General features: G+C 45.6%; 17 protein-coding genes and 2 tRNA genes. 4 read left to right on the top strand and 15 right to left on the bottom strand.

The genetic code is table 11. The features are described 5' to 3' along the window. Positions 1–144 precede the first annotated feature (144 nt). The 5 genes from ispG to MKX68_RS17650 all read right to left on the bottom strand — a co-directional run bounded on the left by ispG (position 145) and on the right by MKX68_RS17650 (position 6,008). Positions 145–1,242 (bottom strand): flavodoxin-dependent (E)-4-hydroxy-3-methylbut-2-enyl-diphosphate synthase, encoded by a 1,098-nt coding sequence (gene ispG / locus MKX68_RS17670; RefSeq protein ID WP_076216934.1) that lies wholly within the window; start codon positions 1,240–1,242, stop codon positions 145–147. 121 nt (positions 1,243–1,363) lie between these two features. Continuing rightward, positions 1,364–2,617 (bottom strand): ATP-dependent protease ATP-binding subunit ClpX, encoded by a 1,254-nt coding sequence (clpX, locus tag MKX68_RS17665; protein ID WP_036605887.1) that lies wholly within the window; start codon positions 2,615–2,617, stop codon positions 1,364–1,366. Positions 2,618–2,629: 12 nt separating this feature from the next. Then, positions 2,630–3,220, bottom strand: a complete 591-nt coding sequence (clpP, locus tag MKX68_RS17660) for an ATP-dependent Clp endopeptidase proteolytic subunit ClpP (RefSeq protein ID WP_036605886.1) — start codon at positions 3,218–3,220, stop codon at positions 2,630–2,632. 379 nt (positions 3,221–3,599) lie between these two features. After that, complete coding sequence (gene tig / locus MKX68_RS17655; RefSeq protein ID WP_091037594.1) at positions 3,600–4,940, bottom strand: trigger factor; 1,341 nt, start codon at positions 4,938–4,940, stop codon at positions 3,600–3,602. A gap of 138 nt (positions 4,941–5,078) precedes the next feature. Then, the gene (locus MKX68_RS17650) at positions 5,079–6,008 is read right to left on the bottom strand and encodes a hypothetical protein (RefSeq protein ID WP_445259889.1); all 930 of its coding nucleotides are present in this window, start codon (positions 6,006–6,008) and stop codon (positions 5,079–5,081) included. Positions 6,009–6,241: 233 nt separating this feature from the next. Here MKX68_RS17650 and MKX68_RS17645 point away from each other — a divergent pair. Beyond that, positions 6,242–6,315, top strand: a tRNA-Arg gene (locus tag MKX68_RS17645). Positions 6,316–6,814: 499 nt separating this feature from the next. After that, the gene (locus MKX68_RS17640) at positions 6,815–8,044 is read left to right on the top strand and encodes a CynX/NimT family MFS transporter (protein ID WP_340913317.1); all 1,230 of its coding nucleotides are present in this window, start codon (positions 6,815–6,817) and stop codon (positions 8,042–8,044) included. Positions 8,045–8,167: 123 nt separating this feature from the next. On the opposite strand, the gene MKX68_RS17635 is transcribed toward MKX68_RS17640, so the two are convergent. From MKX68_RS17635 to MKX68_RS17625, 3 genes are all read right to left on the bottom strand, one after another. Further along, positions 8,168–12,127: a S8 family serine peptidase gene (locus tag MKX68_RS17635; RefSeq protein WP_340913315.1), complete on the bottom strand. Its 3,960-nt coding sequence runs from the start codon at positions 12,125–12,127 to the stop codon at positions 8,168–8,170. 392 nt (positions 12,128–12,519) lie between these two features. Further along, a complete protein-coding gene (locus MKX68_RS17630) occupies positions 12,520–13,290 on the bottom strand; it encodes a class I SAM-dependent methyltransferase (RefSeq protein WP_340915423.1) in 771 nt (256 codons plus the stop codon). A 156-nt stretch (positions 13,291–13,446) separates the two neighbouring features. Beyond that, positions 13,447–13,520 (bottom strand) — tRNA-Arg (locus MKX68_RS17625). 292 nt (positions 13,521–13,812) lie between these two features. On the opposite strand from MKX68_RS17625, the gene MKX68_RS17620 reads away from it, so the two are divergent. Beyond that, positions 13,813–14,106: a DUF4870 domain-containing protein gene (locus MKX68_RS17620; RefSeq protein ID WP_017692583.1), complete on the top strand. Its 294-nt coding sequence runs from the start codon at positions 13,813–13,815 to the stop codon at positions 14,104–14,106. Positions 14,107–14,296: 190 nt separating this feature from the next. Here the strand turns inward: MKX68_RS17620 and MKX68_RS17615 are convergent, their stop codons facing one another. Beyond that, the gene (locus tag MKX68_RS17615) at positions 14,297–14,653 is read right to left on the bottom strand and encodes a hypothetical protein (protein WP_340913313.1); all 357 of its coding nucleotides are present in this window, start codon (positions 14,651–14,653) and stop codon (positions 14,297–14,299) included. Between the two features lie 31 nt (positions 14,654–14,684). Beyond that, complete coding sequence (locus tag MKX68_RS17610) at positions 14,685–14,984, bottom strand: hypothetical protein (protein WP_145325243.1); 300 nt, start codon at positions 14,982–14,984, stop codon at positions 14,685–14,687. Positions 14,985–15,177: 193 nt separating this feature from the next. On the opposite strand from MKX68_RS17610, the gene asnB reads away from it, so the two are divergent. Next, complete coding sequence (gene asnB / locus MKX68_RS17605; protein ID WP_340915421.1) at positions 15,178–17,022, top strand: asparagine synthase (glutamine-hydrolyzing); 1,845 nt, start codon at positions 15,178–15,180, stop codon at positions 17,020–17,022. Positions 17,023–17,164: 142 nt separating this feature from the next. On the opposite strand, the gene MKX68_RS17600 is transcribed toward asnB, so the two are convergent. From MKX68_RS17600 to MKX68_RS17580, 5 genes are all read right to left on the bottom strand, one after another. Continuing rightward, a complete protein-coding gene (locus tag MKX68_RS17600) occupies positions 17,165–18,859 on the bottom strand; it encodes a methyl-accepting chemotaxis protein (protein ID WP_340913310.1) in 1,695 nt (564 codons plus the stop codon). Positions 18,860–19,191: 332 nt separating this feature from the next. Next, entirely contained in the window at positions 19,192–20,055 is an 864-nt protein-coding gene (locus tag MKX68_RS17595; protein WP_338588379.1) for an STM4011 family radical SAM protein, read from the bottom strand. Beyond that, on the bottom strand, positions 20,052–21,440 hold the full coding sequence (locus MKX68_RS17590) for an STM4012 family radical SAM protein (RefSeq protein WP_340913308.1): 1,389 nt from the start codon (positions 21,438–21,440) through the stop codon (positions 20,052–20,054). Before MKX68_RS17590 ends, MKX68_RS17595 begins: the two co-directional genes overlap by 4 nt. Positions 21,441–21,487: 47 nt before the next feature. Then, positions 21,488–22,273 carry an STM4013/SEN3800 family hydrolase gene (locus MKX68_RS17585; protein WP_338588381.1) on the bottom strand — a complete coding sequence of 262 codons (786 nt, stop codon included), beginning with the start codon at positions 22,271–22,273 and terminating at the stop codon, positions 21,488–21,490. Further along, positions 22,266–23,513: an STM4014 family protein gene (locus MKX68_RS17580; protein ID WP_340913303.1), complete on the bottom strand. Its 1,248-nt coding sequence runs from the start codon at positions 23,511–23,513 to the stop codon at positions 22,266–22,268. The genes MKX68_RS17585 and MKX68_RS17580 overlap by 8 nt, the downstream gene beginning before the upstream one ends. Between the last annotated feature and the right edge of the window lie 17 nt (positions 23,514–23,530).

The raw sequence follows: 23,530 nt of genomic DNA, 5'->3' as shown, positions 1-23,530 counted from the left end.
CGCTATTCTCATATGAGATCATGCTAATACTTGGTAGTATAGCCTTTTCAACGCGACGTAAACGGGCGATGCGGAATTTGTATGCGAGAAAATAAAAAGCCCGCCATCGCTGGCGAGCTTTTGCTGTAACAAGATATGAATCAATCAGTGCGAACGACCAGGAATAACACCTGTCTCTTCGTAGGCTTCGACGATTTTGTCGATCTCTTTTTTTAATTCCTCAACCATGATTTCTTCAGGCACTTTACGGATCATCTTGCCGTGACGGAACAAGAGACCTTCTCCACGAGCACCGGCAATCCCGATATCCGCTTCTTTAGCCTCACCTGGACCATTAACCGCACAACCCAACACCGATACTTTAATTGGCACCTTCAGTTTGGAGATATACTCTTCCACTTCGTTGGCAATGGAGAACAGGTCGATATCCAAACGTCCACACGTTGGGCAAGAGATCAATGTGGCTGCATTTGTAATGAGTCCAAATGTTTTGAGCAGATCACGAGCAACCTTGATTTCTTCTACCGGGTCCGCACTCAGTGAGATCCGCATCGTTGAACCAATACCCATCGACAACAAGGCTCCCATACCTGCGGAGCTTTTGATCGTACCCGAGAACAGTGTACCCGCTTCTGTAATCCCGAGATGCAACGGATACGGAATGATTTGAGCTGCTTTGGTATACGCCTCAATCGCCATCGGCACATCCGATGCTTTGAGAGATACGATGATATCATGGAAATCAAGCTCTTCCAAAATACCAATGTGATACAATGCACTTTCTACCATAGCATCTGCCGTAGGATATCCATACTTCTCAAGGAGATGGTTTTCCAGAGACCCCGCATTTACTCCAATCCGAATCGGAATGCCGCGGTCTTTACAAGCCTTAACCACTTCTTCCACTTTTGCACGTTTACCGATGTTACCTGGATTAATCCGAACTTTATCGATGCCGTTCTCAATCGCAAGTAAAGCCAGCTTATAGTTGAAATGAATGTCCGCTACGAGCGGTATATGAATGCGTTTTTTGATTTCCTTGATGGCTGCGGCAGCTTCCTCATTATTCACCGTTACACGTACCACTTGACAGCCCGCTTCTTCCAGTCGCAGAATCTCTGCAACCGTGGCTTCAACGTCTGCCGTTTTGGTTGTACACATACTTTGGATAATGACTTCGTTACTGCCACCGATCGTTACGTTTCCCACTTTCACGGGACGTGTATCCTGTCTTAAATACATGAGTGATTTCTCTCCCCACAACGTCAAAGCTCCACCCTGACAGAGACATGAATTCGCCTTCTGCCAAAGTGGAGAACTGACAAGTCTATATTTCAGAGTTCAACGGGATTCAGGCCTTTTATTAGGCGCTCTCTTCCTGCTTATCGTCCTTTGATTGGCTTAGTTCAGGCACGACTCTTTTCTCAACAACTTCTTCGGTAATGACACAGTTCGTAACATCTTCACGTGAAGGCACTTCATACATGATTTCAAGCATGATACCTTCAATGATGGCACGCAATCCACGTGCACCTGTGTTACGTTTAATTGCTTCTTTTGCAATCGCGAGCAATGCAGCTGGTTCAAATACCAGATTCACATTATCCAACTCAAGCAGTTTTTGGTACTGTTTGGTAAGCGCATTTTTGGGTTCGGAAAGAATCCGTACCAGCGTATCTTCATCCAGTGGCTCCAAAGTGGAGATGACTGGCAGACGGCCTACAAACTCCGGAATCAGACCAAATTTCAGCAAATCTTCCGGCAATACCATACCCAGGTATTCACCTGGTTTCAGATCTTTTTGCTCAGAAACGGTATTGAAGCCAATGACTTTTTTACCGATCCGGCGTTTGATCATTTGCTCCAGACCATCAAAGGCACCGCCGCAAATGAACAGGATGTTCGTTGTATCGATCTGAATGAATTCTTGATGAGGGTGTTTACGACCACCTTGTGGTGGTACAGAAGCCACAGTTCCTTCAAGAATTTTCAAGAGAGCCTGTTGCACACCTTCGCCCGATACATCACGAGTAATGGATGGGTTTTCGGATTTACGCGCTACTTTATCAATCTCATCGATATAAATAATGCCACGCTCTGCTTTTTCCACATCATAATCAGCAGCTTGAATCAGTTTGAGCAGGATGTTCTCTACATCCTCACCTACATAACCCGCTTCTGTTAATGACGTAGCATCCGCAATAGCAAAAGGAACATTCAAAATTTTCGCCATCGTTTGCGCAAGCAACGTTTTACCAGAACCTGTTGGTCCTAACAGCAAAATGTTACTCTTTGACAATTCAACGTCTTCAATTTTGCTTTGTGTATTGATCCGTTTGTAGTGATTATACACGGCAACAGACAATGATTTTTTCGCTTGTTCCTGTCCAATAACATATTGATCCAGAATATTACGAATTTCTTTTGGTTTCGGAATATCTTTCAGGTCTACTTCTTCATCATGACCAAGTTCTTCCTCAACGATTTCGGTGCAAAGTTCGATACATTCATCACAAATGTACACGCCTGGTCCAGCGACCAACTTGCGTACCTGCTCCTGAGATTTACCGCAAAAAGAGCATTTCAATTGCCCTTTCTCATCGTTAAATTTAAACATGAAACCACCCCTTTAGGAATTGATCGGTCTACTGAGCACCTGGTCAATAATGCCGTACGTCTTAGCTTCTTCAGCGCTCATGAAGAAGTCACGGTCGGTATCCCGCTCAATTTTCTCAAGAGGCTGACCCGTACGATCGACGTATATTTGATTCAGTTTCTGACGTGTTTTAATAATCCATTCTGCGTGTATCTTAATATCCGCAGCCTGTCCTTGAATGCCGCCAAGCGGCTGATGAATCATTACTTCGCTGTTTGTCAGCGCATATCTCTTGCCAGGTGCACCGGCTGTCAGCAATAACGAGCCCATGCTTGCTGCCATCCCTACGCAAATGGTAGATACATCCGGCTTGATAAATTGCATCGTATCGTATATACCCATCCCTGCGGTGACAGAACCACCAGGTGAGTTAATGTACAAGCTGATATCCTTCTCAGGATCGTCGGCTGCCAAAAACAAAAGCTGTGCTATGACAAGATTGGCTACATCGTCATCAATCGCACTGGTTAGAAAGATAATGCGATCTTTCAGCAAACGTGAATATATATCGTAAGACCGCTCGCCTCGATTGGTTTGTTCTATAACCATTGGCACCAGACTCATGAGACCAACCTCTTTTCTACATGTAATTAGACATAGGCCACCTGTAAAGCAAACCCAAATTCATTCTAACACTTTCCTGTGACAATGTCATTTTTCACAAGAGGGGTCAGACATCCGTTTGTTTACTTTTTTAGCCTGATCATATTTAACCATGTTTTCTATGTATGTGCAAATTGAAGCCATCCTATGCCGTCTTACCGTTTTTTATTTGCATGAAGTACATAGGTATGTAAAAAGTGTACACGGATCAATAAAATTAGTGTTCATCCATATAATTACTTCATTTTCTATAAAATGGATGTCATAATTTAAAAATAAGGCACGCAATAATTCACGTGCCTTATCGTTTATTCAACTGACAAGTTGATAACAGCTTGTCTTATTTTTCGTCAGCTTCTGCAACAACTTCTTCAGCTGGAGCTTCAACTGGTTCAACAACTGTGCTGTTCTCAACAAGAACGTCAATCGTTTTACGCAGTTTAACTTCATCGCGAAGGCTGTCCAGGGAACCATTACCTTCGAGGATGCCACGGATCTCATCAGCAGGACGCTTGTAAGATTCAGCCATTTTCTCGAGTTCTTGATTCACTTCTTCGTCAGATACTTCAATGTTTTCCGCTTTACCTACAGCTTCAAGTACCAGGTTGTTGCGAACACGTTTGGAAGCATCTTCTTGCATTTGTCCTCTCAGGTCAGCTTGAGTCTGGCCAGAGAAGCTCAGGAACATTTCAAGGTTCATACCTTGGTTACGCAGACGGTTGTCGAAATCACGCATCATGTTTTGTACTTCGCTCTCAACCATTGCAGCAGGAATGTCCACTTCAGCGTTCTCAGCCACTTTTTCTACAACTGCATTTTCTTGTGCAGCTTTGGCTTCGTCAGCTTTACGGGATTCCAATTGTGTTTTCAGGTCAGCTTTGTACTCTTCCAGTGTGTCGAATTCACTAACATCTTTAGCAAACTCATCATCCAATGCAGGAAGTTGTTTGCGTTTGATTTCGTGAATTTTCACTTTGAATACCGCTTGTTTGCCAGCAAGTTCTGCTGCATGGTAGCTCTCTGGGAAAGTCACTTCTACGTCTTTGAAGTCGCCTGTGGAAAGACCCACAACTTGCTCTTCAAATCCAGGGATGAATGTGTTGGAACCCAGTTCCAGGGAATAACGCTCAGCTTGTCCACCTTCGAAAGGTACACCATCAACGGAACCGTCGAAGTCGATTACTGCAACGTCGCCGTTAGCAGCGGAACCTTCGTCGATTACAACGAGTTCAGCGTGACGTTGTTGAAGACGCTCAAGTTCTTCAGCCACTTCTGCGTCAGTTACTTCACCTTTTGCTACAGCAACTTCGATTCCTTTGTACTCACCAAGAGTAACTTCAGGTTTCACAGTTACTTTTGCTTTGAACTTGAATGTTTGTCCTTTAGCGAATTGTTCAACATCTACGTCAGGACGATCAACCGGGAAAATATCCGTTTGGTCGATTGCTTCTGTATAAGCTTCAGGAAGCAAAATGTCAATTGCTTCTTGATAAAGGCTCTCTACACCAAAACGTGCTTCGAAGATGGAACGTGGTACTTTACCTTTACGGAATCCAGGTACGTTTGCTTGTTTAACCACTTTATTAAAAGCTTTGTCGAGTGCTGCAGTTACACGATCTGCATCCACTTCAACCTCAAGAACCCCAAGGTTCTTCTCTATCTTTTCCCAAGTTGCTTTCATTGTATACTTTCCCCTCCAAAATTCACATGTTCACGTAGGCAATCACGTACAAAATAACCATTTTAGTATAAACAAGATTAGATTCTTTTTCAAGGGGAATCCCTTGATACGGTTTAAGGAAAACGTTTCCGGCCTCGATTAACCGTCCAAACCGGCAGATACAAACTGTTTCATGGAACGATAAGCCTGCTCCAGTCGAAAGCGCATCGCGCCTGTCACAGCATACATTGAGCGGGTATTTTCCTCATCATGAGAACCACCCAGACTGTCTGCAACGGTCATATGTAGAGCTGCTGCCCATATATCTGTCATGGAATCATTTTCTTCCAGCATCGATACATAATCACGGGTTCCATACACCGCCATGACATATTGTATCCACAGTTCCTGGGCAAAGTAAAAGAGCGTAGGTTCATGAACCTCCGTCTGATCTGCCACTCGTTCCAGAATCTGAACGATTTGGAGCGGGAATTCCTCTGGTCTAAGAGGCACGGTGTCGATCTCGACTTCAACCTGCTCTTCGCCTCTCGTAAACAGGATCATACCTTGAACACCTCGTCGACGCAAGGTTTGCAGCACCCGAAATTGAAGCAGAGGGTGAAGCGACTTATGTTTTAACCAACTGGTAAGTGCCTCGTCAATCTTCGGCAGATCAAGATAGGCCAGCTGCTCCAAAGCCAGCATCGTCTGTTCAGACAGCGGCTCTTCCATGACTGTGCGAAGCATCTTATCAGCATAGCCATCATCCTGTTCAAGCTTCATTCGGGCATGCTGCCGTGCCATGTCTTCCTCACTAATCTCTTCTTCTTGTTCTTCAAGAACGACAGGCGAGGTTTCTTCATATTGAGGAAACGCAGCCTGAAGCCATTCGAGCAGAGCCCGCCATTCATCATAATGGCGCTCTTCCTGTCCCTGACATTGCAGCAAAAAGTGAAGCAATTTCATCGCTTCACCATACCGTTCATTTTCAAGCATAACTGTCAATTGAATCTGGTAATAGTCCAGCGTCTTAGGAAACAGCACAATATTGTTGTTATGCTCGGTTTCCGGGGTCGTGGATTCCTTAATGGGAGCACCTCCTCTATATCCTGAATCTCCAGTTGGAATCAACCTAAATAGATGTATATATTAAAACGATTGTTGATCTATTTTTGAGTTCTCCTGATATTCTAACATAACCTTAAATATAATGAAAAAAACGTTACTGCCGCCAAATATCATATACGAAAAACAGTTTAAAATAAAATGCTTGATATTCCTGTATGCATATGATAAAATCAATTTTGCTTGAAAAAATTCATGTCTCAGTAGCTCAGCTGGATAGAGCAACGCCCTTCTAAGGCGTCGGTCGGGGGTTCGAATCCCTCCTGGGACGTAAAGAAAAGAAACTTCCTTCGGGAAGTTTTTTTGCGTTCTGGGGATGAGAACCCCGACGGTTCGGCGGAGCATTCGCTTCGTTACGTGCTCTATGTTGCTGCATTGAATTCTCCGTATTCGCTCACTCTATAAGCAACACGTGACAGTATTGATGTTCTAACGAACATAGGACACTTTATTGGCCCTAAATTCAGCATTATGGAATTCTAACGAATCTTAGAGAGCTTATTGCAACATTTCGAGGTTGTTACCTCAATCATTTGCAGTAATTTCCCTGATTAACGTTGCTGAGGTTCGTTAGAATCTAAAAATAGCAGTTTCCCCCATTATAAGACTCCTTGGATTCGTTAGAGCTTACAATCTAGTTAAGGCACCCACAGTCCATTGGGTGTTTTTTCATTTCATTGCTCAACATTGACATGGAATGTTATGCTTACGGAGTGGATTATGTAACAATCCATACATATTAACTTCTTAGGAAACAGGAGATTTTATCAATGTCATCTTCAATACAGCAGCACTCGTCCATCCATGCCGAGGAAGAACATTCTTCGACATCCAAAAGATTCGGCCTGTTATTAGCAGGCATTATCGTCATCGCCGCTACCATGAGATCACCGATTACGGCAACGGGTCCCGTCGTGGAGATGATCCGCTCTGATACAGGTATCGGCCATACAATGGTCGGGCTTCTGACCTCACTTCCTTTGCTCGCCTTTGCAGCAGTCTCTCCTTTTGCACCACGTCTTGCCAAACGTTTAGGACTCGAATCTGCTCTGCTATTGGCTGTTATGATCGTAACCATTGGGGTGGCCTTACGCTTGTTGCCTTCCGTTCTTTCCTTATATGCAGGAACCGCAATTTTGGGGTGCGGCATTGCATTAAGCAACGTGCTTTTGCCAAGTTTGATCAAACGTGATTTTCCATTACGGGTAGGTATCGTCACCGGATTATACTCTGTATCCATGAACATATTTGGCGCCATCGCCTCAGGTGTGAGTGTGCCCGTAGCAGGAGCCACATCTATGGGTTGGCGTGCTTCGTTAGGCATGTGGGCCTTGTTGTCCATATTGGCGCTTCTCTTGTGGCTCCCCCAGATCGCCGCAGGACGTCAGCGAATGTTATTCATAGCCACACAGAGTGAAGGGACACCTGTACGTCTACGGACCTCTTCCCTGGCCTGGTTCATTACTTTATTTATGGGTCTGCAATCTCTAATATTCTATACAACGATTACCTGGCTTCCCGAAATTCTTGCTGAGCAAGGATTCAGCCCCACCTCAGCAGGGTGGATGCTATCCCTAATGCAGATGGTTAGTGTACCGGCTACCTTTATCGTTCCAATCCTCGCCGGCCGAACGCGAGATCAGCGTGTTCTAACCGTGATAACGTGCTCTTCTTTAATTGTCGGGTATGCTTTATTGTTAAGTGGCATCGCTTCGCTCGTTACCATCGGTGTCACGTTGGCAGGAATAGGCGCTGGAGCTTCATTTGGAATGGTAACGATGTTCTTCGTCCTTCGCACAAAAGATGCCAGACAAGCTGCCAGCCTGTCCGGTATGGCCCAGTCCTTCGGATATATGCTAGCGGCAATTGGACCTTTACTGTTCGGTATGCTTCATGACTGGACAAAAGGATGGACCCTGCCGTTGCTAATACAGGTCATTCTGGCCATCGCTTTGTTAATCGCAGGGATTCAGGCCAGCAAAAATAGAATGATCGGTTAGTCAATTCATTTATAAAAAAACAAAACGGCCTCCATCCTGCAAATCAGGATGGAGGCCGTTTATGCATAGAACAATTCCTTCATTAATTGAATCCATTTTAATCAATTTCAATGAGGAATGAACTTACTTCACTTTTACCTTAATCGTGTCTGTGCTGGTAACACCGCCTGCGTTAATTAACTCTGCCCGATACGTATACGTGCCCGATGTTTTCCCAGACAGTGTAGTCACAGCACTTTGCGCATAAGGTGTAGCCGAACGGAGTTCTTGCGTATCGATCAACTTATCATTTTCATAGAGACGATACTCTGTAGCGTTGGTCCCCCACCACAGGTTCATAGACACCTTATAATTGCCATCGCCATCCCAGTTATCGTGAGAAAGAACCGCTTTGCCTGGCGTTGCGTTGGTAACCTGAACAGTCAACGTCTGACTACGCGTTGTTCCCTTGTCGTTGGTCAGCTCAGCCACGTACGTATACGTGCCGTTGGCTTTGCCCGTGATCTTCGTCTGAGCAAACTGCGCCCAAGGCGCGTTGTAAGTCAACTTCTGCGTATCTACCAAAACCCCGTCCTCATATAACTTGTAGCTAGTTGCGTTCTCACCCCACCACAGGTTCATTGTAACGATATACGCGCCCTCTGGTAGGCCGTTGCCTACCCAGTTATTGTGAGACAATACAGGCGTACCTGGGGCCTTGGTTGCCGGAGTTTCAGGTTCGGTCTCCACGGCTTCCAATTTCAGTGCCGTATTGGCTGTACCCGAAAGCCCCTGTTGGTCTTTTACTGTAAGTTCAACAGCATAGTCGCCTGCTTCAATTCCCTCCAAAGGAAGGTTGAAGGTACCATCAGCTTGTACTTCAAAGAATCCTTCTTTATAAACCGAACCATCCTCTTTTTTCACAACATACGTTGCTTCCAGGGAAGCTGCCGGATCAAACGTGATGTCCCATCCGCTGGCAAGCGCAGGAGCTACACGGAAGTACAAGTCTTCCACGCTACCGTTAAGGACAGCAGACTCATCCTCTTTGAACTCCAACGCTTCTGGTGCAGTTACAGCCGGAGCTGTCTTTTTCACCAAAAATGGCGAAGTGTCTTCCTTATAGGTTTTGCCGTCCGTACCAATAGTAGTGATGTCTACCGTATATAAACCATCCGGAATCTCAGTCACTTCATCGGTTGTGTAGTCTGCATATGAGCCGTCCCAAGCAAGATTGTATCTTGCATTGGCATTGAAGTTGAAATAGTTACCAAAGATGGAGCCAATATAACCATCTTGATAATATCCACCTTCCGGATTAAGACCATCATAGATCTCAATCAGGGCAAATGTCATCGGATTATAGAATTCCATCGCAACATTCAGCGTATCCAACGTACCATCAGCCTTCAATGGATAGTGGAATGGATTTTTCTCAGTCCCTTTTACGGTTTCAATATACTTAACTCCACTCAACGTAACGTTGAAATGAGCAACATATGGCACAGTAAAAGTATTGGTTCCGTTTGAGAATTCAATGTATCCTTGTGCTTCTGTAGTCGCAGTAACCCCACGCGGAACGGAGATTGTTACTGCAAGTTCTTCCTCACCATTCAATGTGAAGGAACTCTTGTCTACCGCAACGGATACACCAGCCACATTACGAGTTGGATTCACATTTACGGTGTAATCCCCGCCACTACCATTCAGCGCTTCAACTTTAACCGTTTTGGTAATCGTCTTTTCATCTGTGCTCAGGAAATTACCGTAGTTGATACTTCCGGTGATATTCTCCTTTTCAACAACAGATCCACTTTCTGTGTATTGAGTTACATCAAGCACTTTGACAAAAGCCGCAGGATCAATGGTATTAACAGCCTGAATACGGCCTGCACCTTGATCAAATACATCAAACTTGGTTGTATCCAGCACCTTACTATTGTTCATGAGCGCAACTTTGATATCAAATGGCGTCCAGTCCGGATGTTTCTCAATCAACAGCGCAATCAGACCTGCTACATGAGGTGTAGCCATACTTGTACCTGATTTACGATCATAAGCTTGTGCGTAATCTGCATCTGGCTCATCCTTGCCGTAGGCAGGAATCGTAGAAAGAATGCTTGTACCTGGTGCAACAATATCCGGTTTGATATCCAGTGTTACTTTTGCAGGTCCACGTGAACTCGATGAATTCATTTCATCGCCCGGAGTTTGGGAACGTTCAAAGTCACTAAAGCTCACTTCAACGGTTTGGCCTGCGTCCAGCTCAGCCTTGATCACATCTCCATCTTCCTTGGACATGCTCAGTGTTGGAATGAGTTCAAAGTTATCGCCCAGACTTACACCGATTGGACCCGGAATGTTGTTATATACAATAACAGCCACGGCTCCGGCCGCTTTAGCATTGGCGATTTTCTCTACAAATGCGATTTCACCACGCTGTATTAATGCCACTTTACCTGTAAAATCCTTACCTTCAAAGTCAGTTGGCTTACCCAGTGCTGCAAATTCAAGCTCATATTTTCCTGTCAAAACAGTTTCAGGATCTGCTGACAGACTCCATCCCATCAGATCCAGACGGTAAACCGACTCTGTAATAGCCAGTGGAGCTTCAGTCGGAGCAATTACATACTCTTCTTCCACTGGAGCAGCTTCAGGAGAAGCTTCCACCGGTGCAGAAGGTGATGCAGATGGAGTATTTTCTTCCGTTGTAGCTTCTTCTACATTCGGAACTTCAGCTTCGTTAGAAACTGCGTCCTCCACAGCCGCTGCACTTTCCTCATCAGCAGTTGCGGGTACACCTTGCTCTGAACCTTCAGGCTCTTCTGTTCCAGGTGCCGTCCCCAGTTCAGGAGATTGTTCAACCTCTGGCACCGGTTGTTGTTCAGGTTGTGTCTCTTCGCCTTCCTCACCAATCCAGAAGTGAGTATCGGCTGTAATCAGCTGGCTAGGTCCTGTAGAGTTACCTACCGTAATAGCCATTGCAGACGCACCCGGAGAACCGAGAGTATAACGGTTGGGTCCACTGTTACCACTTGCTACAACTGCTGTCACACCAGACAACATCGCATTGTTCAGGGCAACTGAAGTAATATAACTCGGGTCATTGGCGGCGTTACCTAACGAGAGATTGATTACATCCATGCCATCTTCAACAGAACGATCAATTCCGCCGAGTACCCATGAGGTTTGACCACTACCATACGGTCCAAGTACACGGTAAGCATAGATATCTGCTTCAGGAGCAACACCAACAATACCGTAGTCCCCTGCTTCGCGAGCAGCAACGGTACCTGCTACGTGCGTACCGTGGGAGGTGTAATAGGCGCTTCCAGTAGCATTGAACTCAGGTTCACCCGAAGCTTTCCATTCCTGATATGTTGCTTCATACGGATCATTGTCGTTTCCAACAAAGTCCCATCCGCCTTTGTAAGCTTCCTGCAAATTAGGATGTTCATAGTCAATCCCTGTATCGATGACACCCACTTTGATGCCATTTCCTTTGTAACCCAGATCCCATACTTCAGGTGCACCAATAAAAGGCGCTGTGTCTTTCATGTACGGGTTCACTTCATCTGTCTCAGGCGCTATTGTAACTTCAAGGTCAGGATATACGCTGACCACGCCAGGTATTTGAAGCAATTGTCCCACTTGGTTTCCTTTAAGCTCAATCGCTACACCATTCAGGGCATATGCATATTCTTCCAATACTTCATGTTTGATTTTCTTCTGAGTGAGGCTATGTACAAATGACTGTTGTTGTTGCTCAACTTGAGTCACAGCCTTTGTTTCCATAGAGGAGGTAAAAGATTTTCCGGAGAGGGTTGATTCACCTTGCGCTACTGCAACAGGTTTATTGGAAAGCTCAACGATTACTCGGGTGTTCTCTCCACCCAGGCCTTCCAAGCTTTTATCCAAAAATGGATCTGCGGCAAGTTTTGCTTCCCGTCCTGCAAGAATCTCTCTCCATTGTTTGGCTTCGGCTGTACTGGGTAAGTTGTCAAGCTGAATAACTGAATCTGCGGGAGCGGCTCCAGCCGCGGGGAGAATAATGGAAAAGACCATCAGAACACTTAATAACGTGGATATCAATCGTTTACTCAAGGCTTTGCCCCTCCTTTTAAATGTGAATACGTCACCAAATGATGGGTTCCTGCTGTTTGTGCGTACTGCAATACGCACTCAATTTCACCACCTATCTGCAAGAAGATTGACCCTTGGTAAATTATTCTATCAAAATACCACATTTTCCTTCTAAATACTTACAAATATGATATAGAAATTACTTATATGGGTCTTGAGTATGATAAAAATATCCATTTGTAATTATTTGTCGTTTGAATATTTCATTTTTAAAATAATGCATCAAAAAAAGACCAAGAGCCTCTTTATCCGAAAGAGATTCCTGGTGTATAGGGGAAACATGGTTAGTATACAAAGAATCACGATAATTCGTTTAACATCGATAAAAATTGCTACATATCACAAAATTCTAGTTATTCTGGCTTCACGGCTTGAATACGCAGGCGCTTATAATCGGCATACAGAGCATCATCTTTCCAAAGGTGAGGCATCACGATCTGACTGGTTTCATGGCATATTTGTTGTATCTCTTCATGACTGAGACCCTCAAAATAGTCCCCTCCAAAATGAGTCAACCAGCCTACTATACCCTGCTCACCATCTGCCAGTCTGGTAGGACGGTCGTAGTGATAGGCCTGTCGCACCACAAATCCACTTTGCTCTAAAATATGGCTATATTCTCCGATCGAAGGAAAGTACCACGGATTGCTTTCCGATGCACGAATGCCCGTGTTTCGCTCCATAACCTCCTCTAATGCATTCACAATGGTCTGCACGTTCCCTTTACCACCAAATTCTGCTACAAAACGCCCTCCAGGCTTCAAAGATTTCCATATACTATCTACCACTAATCGCGGGCTTCGCATCCAGTGCAGGGCTGCATTGGAGAAAACGGCATCATACAGTCTATTCGTTTCAAACTGATGACCATCTCCTTCCACGAATTCAATATCGGGGAACTTCTCCCTCGCACGGCGAATCATGTCCGTGGATGCATCCATGCCAATAACTTCAGCTTCGGCCAGAGAAATTTCATACGTCAAATCCCCCGTCCCGCAACCCAGATCAAGAATGTATTCCCCTTTTTGGGGTTGAAGCCAAGAGATCAGGTTTTTTCCATATCCGGACACAAAATCCAGTTTGTTGTCATACTCATCTGCTTGCCATTGATTTAATGATTTCAGGGATACCACCGTCTTTTCGTTATTGATATCCTCATTGTGGCATAGAATTGTTTATTCTTTAAATATATAAATTCTATTTCGTTTATAGGTATAACCAATAAAACAATTTCACCCTGAACGCAAAGAAGCTTCCCGAAGGAAGCTTCTTGTTTTTTACGTCCCAGGAGGGATTCGAACCCCCGACCGACGCCTTAGAAGGGCGTTGCTCTATCCAGCTGAGCTACTGAGACAAATATGTATAATAAATTTTCGGCGCGGTTCTTATTATACTCTGATTTCTATATTTTTCAATAGTTTTATAAAAAAATTAATAATTATACTTGAATGCGGGTTCAAAAATGTACTTTTCAGTGTTTTTCTCATACTCCAATCCCTTTGAGAATATGATAGCTTGAACCAGGTTATATTGAGGAGATTGGGACTTTTAGAGTAAGATGAACATCAGAAATTTTCAATGTCAGAATTGCTGGGTAATCTTTTGCATACATACATTTCAATGATCCATTGAAGGAGAGAATCGTCATGAGACAACTTTTATCAGCCCTATCCTATTTCAGTATTTTCTTTGCTCCGTTCCTGTTTCCGATCATTATATGGATTGTTGCTAAGGATGATTACATTGAGGGACATGCGAAACGCGCCTTATTCTCACATGTATTCCCGTTTCTCGCTGCCATTCCGCTATTTTATTTCTTCGTGACTGCGCATAGTCTGGGTTCCGCTGTCGGGTTTGTCATTCTATTCTTTGTAATCTACGGATTAAGCTTTGTGTACAATGTGGTTAAAGGGATTCAAGTCCTGCGCGAGTATGCTTGATCACATCTCCACCTGATCTGACCATCGCATAACAAACCCCGCCGTTCAACAACGGCGGGGTTTCTCATTACAGATGCAGCTACAGATGCAGTCCCAGCAACCACCAACAGCAACAGGTCACTATCTACGTATAGCTCAACCTTGAGCTTCTATCCCGCAAACACCACATCTGTTGCTGTGGCATTCCCTCTTAAGCCTGCCCAACCAGATACCGCTGAAGTGTTGGACCAAGCAAACCAAAGGCAAACAACTCACTTTGAAACCGAGCCTTATCTTCTTCGGCAGTAATACCTTCGCTGTTCTCAAATGCAGTATCTGTCGCCTCTTCAAACGCGGTATGCATATTATTGTTATACCAGTCGATCGCCGAATCGGAGTGATTGCGTACAATCCGAACAACTTCCAGCGAATTTCCTGGCTGTGTTGAGGCCACGTATACAAGTAACGACGGATCTCCGACATTTCCAGGCTGCACTTCAACCTCTACACAAGACAATCCATCTACCTCGGTTAATCTGCGTATTTTGGCATCTTGAATGGCATACATTCTTCATCGCGCTCCTTTTCCTTTGTGCTTATCATGTACTTTGTTCAATCTGGTATCGTGTCTCTGGTGTGCCCAATCGGTAAATCTCCCGATACACCTGTTGTAATACCGTTTCATACGCTCGGTTTACGGACTCCTCCGGTGTATCTGGCCATGGGAATACCATGCCAGGAAAGGCCTCTTCCTCCTTTTCCTGCATGAGATTGAGCAGTCCCAGTAATTGCTCCGCTTCCTGCGGCGTTGCCTGAATGATCCATTCATACGAGGTTACCGACGGATCCGGAATAACGGAGCGGCCCATGACAGACACATAATACTTCATACTGTCCATTGCATGTTCTCTCCTTCACAGGCATGTTGAGGCCGTTGTCCCTAGAACTAGTTTCCGAAGAGGACAGACATTTTATGCCTGCTTTCGGCATATATTTGTTACGACCTCTGACGAAAAAGACAACATTTGCAGGTTGCCAGTAATTAAGCAGCCATACGGATGAATGACTCGACCAAGAAAGGATGAACAAACCATGTGCGGTATTACCGGCTTCATACAGTGGAATCGGGATTTGACCCAGGAATCAGAGCTGCTGGTCCGTATGACGGATAGCTTGTCGAACCGGGGGCCCGACGCTTCAGGTACATGGATCTCCAATCCTTGTGCCTTTGGGCATCGGCGTCTTAGTGTAATGGACCCCGAGAACGGCGCACAACCCATGCATGCGTTACAGGGAGATACCTCCTATACCGTCGTGTATAACGGAGAACTATACAATGCACCCGAGTTGAAAAAGGAATTGCTCCAGCGGGGGCATCAGTTCCGCACGCAATGTGATACGGAAGTGTTGCTCGCCTCTTATATTGAGTGGGGACCAGCATGTGTTGACCGGTTTAACGGTATTTTTGCTTTTGCCATATGGGATGGGGGACGCGAACAGGTTTTTATCGCACGAGATCGCCTTGGCGTGAAACCTCTGTTCTACAGTAATAACAAAGACACTCTCGTATTTGGTTCAGAGCCCAAAGCTCTGCTTATTCACCCTGATGTGGAAGCCGCTGTTGGCCCGGAAGGATTGGCCGAAGTGTTTATCGTAGGGCCTGCACGGACACCAGGACACGGCGTATACTCTTCACTAAGCGAACTCAAGCCTGCGCACGCGCTGATCTATAACCGAAACGGAATCCGAACCTATGCCTACTGGAAACTGGAAAGCCAGAATCACGAACATAACCTGGAAGAGACGGCAGCAGAGGTACGCTCTCTCTTGCAAGATACACTGGAGCGCCAGTTGGCTTCGGATGTTCCAGTATGCTCTCTTTTATCAGGAGGACTGGACTCCAGTGCCTTGTCTGCATTAGCCGTGGATTATTACAACCGGACCGGGCAAGGCCAAGTCAGTACGTATTCTGTCGATTATGTGGATAACGCCAAGCATTTTCAGGCGCATTCCTTTCAGCCTGGTGCAGATGGTCCCTGGATTAAGCGAATGGTTGATGAACTCAAGACCGACCATCACTGGATTGAGATCGAGAACGGAGAACTGGTTCATGCACTGACACAGGCCATGTTAGTAAGGGACCTGCCAGGTATGGCAGATGTAGACTCTTCGCTCTATTTGTTCTGTAAAGAAATCAAAAAAGGGGCCACGGTTGCCATTTCAGGCGAAGCCGCAGATGAAGTCTTTGGCGGTTACCCTTGGTTCCATCGCGAAGATATGCTGAACTCTGGTACGTTTCCGTGGTCTGTAGCACCTGATATGCGAGCAGCGCTATTATCCCCGGATATTCGGGAATGGATTCGGCCACTCGACTATTTGGCAGACCGCTATTCAGATGCAGTGGCTGAAGTGCCTTTGTTAGATGGGGAAACAGGTAAAGCTGCACAAATGCGGGTGATGTCCTACCTGAACATTACACGTTTCATGCCTACACTTCTGGATCGCAAAGACCGGATGAGCATGGGGGCAGGACTGGAAGTGCGGGTACCTTACTGTGACCATCGTCTCATCCAGTATGTGTTTAACATCCCGTGGGAAATGAAAATAACGGGTGGACGCGAAAAAGGTATTCTGCGGAAAGCACTCGAAGGTGTCCTGCCTGACGATGTGTTATATCGCAAAAAGAGTCCATACCCGAAAACACATAATCCGCAATATCTGGCCGCGGTCAAACAACAGGTACTTGATATCCTGGATGATCCCACTTCGCCGATTTTGCCTTTGATCGACAAAGCTCAAATCCGCAATCTCGCGTCTTCACCAGATGCAGCTTCCAACCTCCCCTGGTTCGGGCAGCTCATGTCGGGTCCTCAGCTATTTGCTTATCTGACTCAGATCAACACCTGGTTGCGGACATATAAAGTCGCTATTCGTTAGAATGACCCCCTGATCGCTACTTCATCAAAAAAAGGGTGCCAGGAGAACAGCATAACTGTTGTTCTCCTGGGCACCCACTTGTTTTACATACACGATACGATTATTCATAAATATTGAACTTCACCCAGAAGTATATCCATGATTACACTTTGAATCGACTAACGGACTCCTGTAACTCTTCCGCCATAGAGGAAAGGTCATTAGCCGCCGATGCGATCTCCTGCATGGCAGACAGTTGTTCCTCGGACGTTGCACTAACTTCCTCTGTTCCGGCAGCCGCATTCTCTGTTACTTCCATGATGGTCTTCATGGACACATTGATCTGCTCCACACCCGCCGCCATTTGTTCAATGGATGCAGATACTTCCTGAGTCTGACCTGCGACATTGCCGACAGCTTCACGAATCTCCTCAAAAGTACCTCCTGCTTTACGGACAAGTTCTATGCCTTCCTGAACCTCAGCGTTTACTTCTCCCATGGATTGTGATGCATTATTCATCCCTTTGCGTATAGCAGCTACGAGTACACTGATCTGTTCCGCTGATTTCGCAGATTGATCAGACAGCTTGCGCACCTCTGTAGCAACCACCTCGAATCCACGACCATGCTCACCTGCTCTTGCAGCTTCGATAGCCGCATTAAGAGACAGCAGATTCGTTTGTGCCGATATTTCGGAGATACTTTCAACCATAGATCCAATCTCATCTGAATGATTACCTAGTTCTTCAATAACCGTAGCGAGTACACGTACAGTCTGATGAATCGAGTTCATCTGCCCAACAGCCGATTGAACCGCATCATTACCAGATATGGTTTTCGCTGACGCATTCGTTGCTTCATCCGACATATTTTGTGTATTCACTGTCATCTGCTTAAAGCCTGTGGACAATTCATTAATCGTATGAAACCCGTCTCCAACCATACTCACCTGCGTATCCATACCCGTAGCAATCTCTTCCATCGTTGTAGCTACCTGTTCGGTCGCTGTCGCCGTTTGCTCTGTACTTGCCGTTAACTCCTCAGAAGAAGCAGCTACCCGATCTGCATTATGACCCACCTGATGGATTAAATGGCGCAAGTTCTCCATCATCTTGTTGAAGGATTCCGCCAGTTCTCCGATCTCATCCCGATTACGAACAACAATCGCCTCACCCGTCAGGTCTCCATCAGCAATTCGGCTTGCAGCCCTTGCCACATGTGCAACCGGTTTGGATATGATTCTCCCCATGATCAATGCAATTACCACGCCTAAAACGATCGAGATGATACCAATGATCATGATTAAACGAAGTACTTTTTGAATGAGTTGATTAGCATTTACAATGCCAGTGTCCAATGAATTTTGCTGATGTTGTTCCATGGCAGTTACCGTTTCTTCAAATCCGGATATGATCGTTGGACCTGTATCTAACAGCATCCTTGTGATCTCGCTAGTGCTACCTTGTTTTTTCAATTCAATGACACTCTGTCCAAAAGCATAATATTCCTCCGCACTGCGGTCTGAACGATCCAGAAAATCAATCATCGTTGGGGTTTGAATCCCTGATCTTAATTCTTCGCTTGTTTTACGATAATCTTCATAAAAAGACTTGAATTGTTGCTCGCTTTGATCATTCTCTTCCGTCACAAAATTCCGTAAAGCAACCTGCTGAGATTTCACATCGATGATCATGTTTTTAATAGTGAGCAGTTTGGCGGTACGCTCCCGGATTAAATCCGTAAACGTTTTCTCAACCGAGATAAAGTGAGTATATGAGATGACTACAACGGCTATCAATAAAAGAAGTACAGAACCAAAACCTAAAAGCAATTTCCTACTAATGGATACTCTTTTCATTTCATTTCCCCCATACGTTTCAATGTATTTCAATCATGAATTATGTAGTCAATCTGGACGCTAAAATTCTCCCTCCTTTTAATTCAAATAAAAATGGATAAATATGAGACTACTTAAAACAGGTTAGTATATTGCGCAATTAAATTTAGGTCTATAGTATCTACCCATACTATAATTTAGGTTTTTATACACGCATAATCGACAATATACTACATCTCTTTTATCCTAAATTACACATTTTGAATCGTTAGACCAAAATAAAAAAAAGACTTTACCCAGCAGTACTTACTGGTGTAAAGTCTTTATCAATTTCAGCGCATTTCAATTCAAAGTTAACGATTGATCAATACCGGATTACGTTCCAGCAGCCCGCTACCAAAGGTTTCCCTGAACGGGGAATCCTCCATATGGATATAACCGATGTAACAGCCACATTTTTTCATGCGACAAGGCCGATCCTCAGCCAAAGCCTGCAAACCATCGCGATACAGATGTCCAATGATTCGACGATCCTTGTAACACCTCTTCACATGCCCGGACCCCTGTACATAAAATACTTCCGAACCGGCAGCACATCGTTTGCCCAAGCTCTCATAATCCTGCAGATTACCTTCAAAAAGCGGATCAAGCCCACGTAAAAACTGAATCTCTTCCGGCGCGTAATACTTGGGTCGATCTTTGAAGGCATTTACCCACATATACACATCATCCGGCAAAGCCTGTCTCATGGACTCAATTGCGGGGAAAGCACTACGGAGTCCGACCGTACCGACACTAAAAGCAAGTCCCATCTGACGCAAGGTCAGACATTGTTTTACAAAAGAAGCCTCTTTTGTCTCACGAGGATGATACGTCGCCCAAAAGGCTGCTGTGTTCGCATCCAGTTCCCTCGCCCAATCCAGCTTGACGGACAGGTTGGTTTGGATTGCAACTTTATCCACATGTGGCATATGTGACAGCTCAACCATCGCTTCCCGGTACCAACGACGCACCAAAGCTTCACCATAGGGATTGAAGAAAATCGAAAATTGATGCCCGGCACTTTCCTGCTCCCTCACCCAATTCACAAATTGACGCAATTGTTGTTCATCCACTTCCAACGTCTCTTTGGAATCCACCGTTTTGCTAAAAGGGCAGTATGGACAGTCGTAATTACAGGAAGACAACTTCCCCCGATAATACAAAGTCGCTCTCATGAGAAAACAAACCCTTCCATCTGTTCACGAATTTCGGCAGATATAAGCCAATCTCCAATCGCATCGGAGTAACCCAGTCCTTCTTCTGTCAGACGCAGCACCTGCTTGCCCTCATCGTTCTCCAACTCCGCCATGCCCTCTGTCAACAGTTCAGCCAACCAGACATAGTCGGACATCACATCGGTACCAAAGCGCTGTTGGTAGTCAGACAACGTCAATCCCTCCCGATGCAGCAAGGCTTTCAGAATAAAGCGACGTCTCTGTTCCTCACGGCTTAACACGATGCCATAATCCGCCACATCGTAGCGCTCAGTTGCCACATAATCGGCAATGATGCTTTGTGTGGCCTTGTAACTCACGCCATACTTGGAAGCATAATGTACTTCACTCGTATAAGAGCGTGCGCCACATCCCAGACCAACCATGCCCTCCTCCTGACAACTATAAGGCAGAAGCACTTTCGAGGACGACTGTTCTTTGGCAAATCTGCGCATCGAATATTGCACATAACCTTTACTTTTTAAAGTCTCACGTGCAGCTTTATACAGTTCCATCCGGATGTCAGGTCCCTGACGGCGAATATCATCAGGCTTCACGATTGTATTTTCCCGTGTATACAAGGGATAGATAAAAATTTCGCCCGGTTCGTAGGCCAGAACTCTTTCCAATGAATAAATCCACGATTCCACCGTTTGACCCGGCAAACCATAGATCAGATCCAGATTTAACAATGGGAAATCATAGCGAGTAAGCTTCTCAAGCGCTCGTTCGACCTCCTGTGGTTTTTGCGGACGATAGATGGCAGATGCTTCAGCTTCAATAAAACTCTGGATGCCCATGCTAATACGATCCACACTTCGTTCCTTCATAATGGCTAACTTGGCTTCCGTAACGGTATCCGGCGACGTTTCCACTGAAATCGATGCTTGCGCAGGGTCCAGCCCCATAACATGTTCAGCAATATCAAACAGACGATTCAACTGAACCTCATTCAATAATGTAGGCGTTCCTCCACCAATCGCAAACCGCGAGTACGGTCTCCGAGATGTAATGGGCGCCCACTGCTTCGCCTGACGCTCCAGTGCATCTACATAGCGTTCATGCGTATCATCCCGTCGATCCGGCAGGGTGAACAAATTACAGAATCCGCAACGAGCAGCGCAAAAGGGAATGTGCATATATAAAAAATAGGTATCGGTGTTTTCTCGTTCCCACAATGGCCCCAACGGCAGTGGTGGGTCAAGCTCCCGATATGCGGTCTTGTGCGGGTACGAGTATAAGTAAGAACGATAAGGGAATGCCAGTACTTCACTGAGACCTGTAGCTATATTGGATCCGGACTGTGTGGAATGGCCTGTTGTTGTATGTTGTAAATGTTTGTCCATCGGTTTCCTCCTGTCTCCGGTTGTTGTCATCATAAGAGTAATCCATTCTATACTATAAATTCACGGTAAGGCACCGTCCAGACGACATCATGTGCAAGCCGGTGCCCTTGATATCCGTCTTCACCGTAAGCTGTACCATGATCGGAAAAAGCTAAACAAAAGGCAGGCCGGGCGCGTTGCCTCATCGCCTCGAACAATGGCCCAAGGGCCTCATCTACATATCGGAGTGCAGCTCGCTGAGTCTCCACCGAGTCCTCCTTGGCACCTTCTACAAAGTAACGATTGGGGCCATGAATGGCAGACACGTTCAAAAACATAAATATCTTTTCATCCGGCGGTGTCTGTTCAAGCAACTTTAATGCATGCTGTACCTGATGTTCTGTCGATTTGGGGTTGGTTACCCCAAAGTTCATTCGCCAATAGCTCTGTTGGAAATAACCAGGCAATACTTTTGCAAGCGGGTTTTTTTTCGTAAAAAAGATGACGCCGCCAATACAGATGGTGCGGTAACCTTCGGCTGCGAACCCGGATACGATATCTGGTGTATCAAACAGCCAGGTATGTGGATGTGTCTTGAGTCCGGTATTCCGGGAATGAAACAATCTTACATGAGATGCCTTGTCCGTATTAGCAGGTGTCGGCATAAAACCACCAAAAAAAGCGTGGTGCGCCGCATATGTAAAACTGCCCGGGGTATGACGTTTCTCCCACGGACCCGAACCACAGAGATTAGGACAATTCGCCTCTTCCAGCTTGGCTACGTCATATCGTAACGTATCCAGCGTAATCATTAACAGATCATGGGAGCCCACGATGGTGTTCATATCAGGCATGTTGAATAGGCTCCTTTCGTAAAAGCTCCATTTCCCACTCATAGGTTCCGAGCCCATGATGCTCAACCCTGTATAACAGATCTCCAAATGGATTCACATCCAGTACATAAGCACGCGGACTCGGACCACTCGTAAGCATCACATCAATCCCGGCTGACCACGAGTTAGGGAATGCAGACATAGCTGCTTGCGCTGTCTTCCGAACCAGTGACATCCGCTGTTCATCCAGACCTGCTTCAGCAGGCAACATACGCTCATTGCGCAGATGCAGATTGGTTATAGGGGTACGACTAAGTCGCATAATCGCGTGGCCTGCCTGTCCACCCGCAACCAATTGGCGAATATCGTAGGCCCGCTGATCCAGTGTGGCTTTGGGCATCCATCGTTCAATCTGTGCACCTTCTGCACATAACCAGTTCATCAGCGTAGCAATCTCTTCACTGCGGGTATACTGGCGTAGACGTCCTTCATTGAAGAATATCGTCTTGCCCTGTCTCTGTTCCATTCCCATCGTTGTTACAGCAATTTCATCACCCGTTCGGGGATTGACTTGATAGGCAACAACTCCTGAAGCCCCGGAGCCGCACGCAAGCTTCACAAATACACGATGCATATCGGCAACCTTCATTGAGCTACGCAGGTCCATATAATTGCGGATTGACTGCGAAGATGGAAGCGCCGGAGGTACATCAACTCCATGTGAAGATAGATGCTGCTGACATACTCTCTTGTCAAACATCAATTGGATATCAGCAGGATCATTCATGAATCGGACTTCAGGCCATATTTCCCGAGCCTCACGGCCGATTCGATCCAGACACGCTTTCCAGCCATGGAACCACTGGGCAGGAGCGTAGATTCTTCCCCACTCCTGTTCCAGCGCAAGTGCCTGTTCTGCGGAAAATGCTTCTGTACCCATTCCACCCGTTAATGTTGACGTATCGTTCATAGCTCCAAGAAACAGTAGCTCACGTTCCACTTCCCACTCCTCACCAGGAGCATCAATTCGAATCAGGGGTACGGGCAGATTGGAATCTACTGTATCAGCGATGGTTCGTCCGTATCTCCAATTCTGCAGCATTTGAGCATATGGCAGTACAACCGCAGGTTTCAAACCCAATCTATGCCTCGCCTCTTGCAGCCCTTGTGTTCGTCGGTTATCAGGGTTTCCGATCAATAAAAAGGGCTGATCTTGCGTTAGATCAGGCACATCAATTAATTGATGCAGGCTTTCATTCATTTCTTTTACACCTGACA

It is taken from the genome of Paenibacillus sp. FSL M8-0212 (genome assembly GCF_038004645.1).
GTDB lineage: Bacteria > Bacillota > Bacilli > Paenibacillales > Paenibacillaceae > Paenibacillus.
The sequence above is the reverse complement of the archived record's forward strand: the minus strand, read 5'-3'. Positions and strand labels throughout refer to the sequence as shown.

Coding starts and splice junctions, on each gene's coding strand:
- ispG (WP_076216934.1), bottom strand. CDS start 1,242: ATGTATTTAAGACAGGATACACGTCCCGTGAAAGTGGGAAACGTAACG.
- clpX (WP_036605887.1), bottom strand. CDS start 2,617: ATGTTTAAATTTAACGATGAGAAAGGGCAATTGAAATGCTCTTTTTGC.
- clpP (WP_036605886.1), bottom strand. CDS start 3,220: ATGAGTCTGGTGCCAATGGTTATAGAACAAACCAATCGAGGCGAGCGG.
- tig (WP_091037594.1), bottom strand. CDS start 4,940: ATGAAAGCAACTTGGGAAAAGATAGAGAAGAACCTTGGGGTTCTTGAG.
- MKX68_RS17640 (WP_340913317.1), top strand. CDS start 6,815: ATGTCATCTTCAATACAGCAGCACTCGTCCATCCATGCCGAGGAAGAA.
- MKX68_RS17620 (WP_017692583.1), top strand. CDS start 13,813: ATGAGACAACTTTTATCAGCCCTATCCTATTTCAGTATTTTCTTTGCT.
- MKX68_RS17615 (WP_340913313.1), bottom strand. CDS start 14,653: ATGTATGCCATTCAAGATGCCAAAATACGCAGATTAACCGAGGTAGAT.
- MKX68_RS17610 (WP_145325243.1), bottom strand. CDS start 14,984: ATGGACAGTATGAAGTATTATGTGTCTGTCATGGGCCGCTCCGTTATT.
- asnB (WP_340915421.1), top strand. CDS start 15,178: ATGTGCGGTATTACCGGCTTCATACAGTGGAATCGGGATTTGACCCAG.
- MKX68_RS17600 (WP_340913310.1), bottom strand. CDS start 18,859: ATGAAAAGAGTATCCATTAGTAGGAAATTGCTTTTAGGTTTTGGTTCT.
- MKX68_RS17595 (WP_338588379.1), bottom strand. CDS start 20,055: ATGAGAGCGACTTTGTATTATCGGGGGAAGTTGTCTTCCTGTAATTAC.
- MKX68_RS17590 (WP_340913308.1), bottom strand. CDS start 21,440: ATGGACAAACATTTACAACATACAACAACAGGCCATTCCACACAGTCC.
- MKX68_RS17585 (WP_338588381.1), bottom strand. CDS start 22,273: ATGCCTGATATGAACACCATCGTGGGCTCCCATGATCTGTTAATGATT.
- MKX68_RS17580 (WP_340913303.1), bottom strand. CDS start 23,513: ATGAATGAAAGCCTGCATCAATTAATTGATGTGCCTGATCTAACGCAA.